Below are 2,121 nucleotides of genomic sequence, written 5' to 3'. Positions count from 1 at the left end.
CGAAGGGCTGGGAACACTGTCGAGCACGGTTGACGAAGTCATCCAGCACTTGCAGGGCGAGCGCAACGCCAACCACTTCAAGGCCATCGCGGCTGCGCATGAAGATTTTACCGATGTCGTTGAATCGCCCGAGTTCAGCGCCTGGAAGGACGGCCAGGAGCCAGCCGAGCAGGCGCGCCTGTCGCAGGTCATCGACGCCGGCAGTACGCAGGAAATCATCGACATGCTCACGGATTTCAAGGCATCGAAGAGCAGCGGCGTGGACGACAGCGAAATCGACGGCGCCGAGGGCGTGCGGTCGAGCGGCCTGACCCTGCCCAAGGAACCGTCCGGCGATGACGACTTCGCTGCGGCCTGGAACGAACACTAAAAAGGTGGTCCGTGCCAGTGCGGATCTCACTGGCGAACGCTGCTGTTGGCGCCCCAACAGATCCACGCATCTCTGCGGCTCCCGCCGCTATCGATTCCCCTTCATTAGGAAAACTCCATGGGCAATACCACCTACGGCGACATCTCGCCGCGTACCGCCGCGTACGCGAATAAGCAACTGCTCAAACGCGCCATCCCTTACCTGTGCCTCGAAAAATTCGGCCAGGCCAAGACCCTGCCCGCCAATTCGTCCAAGACCATTGTCTTTCGTCGCTATTCGGCACTGGACACCACTCCGTCGGCGCTGGTCGAAGGCGTCACGCCCGGCTCGCAGACCATGGCGTCCACCGATGTGCCGTGCATGCTGACCCAGTACGGCTCGATGATCACCATCACGGACATCATCGAAGACACTCACGAGGACAACGTCTTGAATGAAGCAATCGACCTGCTGGGCGAGCAGGCCGCGCAAATGATCGAGCGCATGCGCTACGGCGTGCTGCGCGCCGGCACCAATGTGGTGTACGCCAATGGCGCCACGCGCGCGGCAGTGACCGCCCCGATCTCGCTGGCGGTCCAGCGCAAGATTGTCAAGGCCCTGAAACGCCAGAACGCCGAGCCCATCACCAAGGTGGTCAAGTCGACGGCGGCATTCGGCACCGAACCGGTCGCGAAAAGCTACATCGGCCTGATCCACCCCGACATGGAGTCGGACGTGCGCAACATGCTGGGCGCAGACGGCAAGTCATGCTTTGTGCCGATCGAGAAGTACGGTTCGATGACCCCGTACGAAAACGAGATCGGCAAGGTCGAGGACGTGCGCTACCTGTCCTCGACCATCTTCGTCCCGTTCATCGACGCCGGCGGTGACAAGGGGCTGATGACCTCAACCACCGGCGTCAAGGCCGACGTCTACCCGGCCCTGTACATCGCAACCAATGCCTACGCCGTGGTCGCGCTTAAGGGCATGTTCGCGCTCACGCCGATGGTGGTCAACGCCAAGCCGAGCGACTCGGACCCGCTGGCGCAGCGCGGGCGCGTGGCGTGGAAGGCAATGCAGGGCGCCGTGATCCTCAACGACCAGTGGATGGTGCGCGGCGAGTTCGCCGTCACTGCATAACGCCCGGCCAACCCCGTAAAACGCCCGCTTCGGTGGGCGTTTTGCATTTCCCCTCACATTCAGGAGCATCACCATGGCAGCAAAAGATACCACCAGCGTTACCACCATCGACGACGTCCCCAAGCCCGTCGAGATCAAAAAGGGCCTCGACATCGCTGTCGTGGACCACGGCGACAACCTGACGGGCGAGAAGGTCCAGGTCACGATCGCCAACGGCGCCGGGGAGCTGGGCCGCCAGGCTGTTTTCCTCAGTATCAACGGCCACGGCTTCAACGTGCCGCGCGGTGTCCCGTGCGACGTGCCTATCGAAGTGGCGGCCATCCTGGAAAACGCCACGATGACCGAATACGAGGCGGGCGCCAACGGCGCCACCATCGAGCGCGAAGTGCAGCGCTTTAGCTACAGCATCAAGTACCTGCGCAAATAAGCGGTCGCCATGGCGAACCTCTCCGACTTCTTTTCGCAGGTGCTGCCCTACGTGACCGGTTGTTCGTATCCGCTCGCGGAACAGCATATCCGCGATATCTGCATCGACTTTTGCATCCACGCGCCTGTCGCGCAGCTGATGACCGATCCGCTCGACGTGATTAGTGGCGAGCGGCAATACGACATCGAAACCCCATCCGGCACCG

At 62.1% G+C, this 2,121-nt stretch carries 4 protein-coding genes; all 4 read left to right on the top strand.

Features of this window, described 5'->3' with window-relative positions; all coding sequences use genetic code 11:
• On the top strand, positions 1–370 hold a 370-nt coding region (locus tag F2P46_RS38975), incomplete at its 5' end, for a hypothetical protein (protein WP_166899201.1).
• Positions 371–487: 117 nt separating this feature from the next.
• Entirely contained in the window at positions 488–1,489 is a 1,002-nt protein-coding gene (locus tag F2P46_RS38970; RefSeq protein WP_166899142.1) for a N4-gp56 family major capsid protein, read from the top strand.
• A 73-nt stretch (positions 1,490–1,562) separates the two neighbouring features.
• Entirely contained in the window at positions 1,563–1,916 is a 354-nt protein-coding gene (locus tag F2P46_RS38965; protein WP_166899199.1) for a hypothetical protein, read from the top strand.
• A 9-nt stretch (positions 1,917–1,925) separates the two neighbouring features.
• Positions 1,926–2,121, top strand: a 196-nt coding sequence (locus F2P46_RS38960; protein WP_208296915.1) for a hypothetical protein, incomplete at its 3' end; no start/stop codon positions are given.

This window comes from Massilia sp. CCM 8734, from assembly GCF_011682155.1.
GTDB classification, from domain to species: domain Bacteria; phylum Pseudomonadota; class Gammaproteobacteria; order Burkholderiales; family Burkholderiaceae_D; genus Telluria_A; species Telluria_A rubra.
Note: the sequence above shows the minus strand (reverse complement) of the source record. Positions and strands in the feature narration are given on the sequence as shown.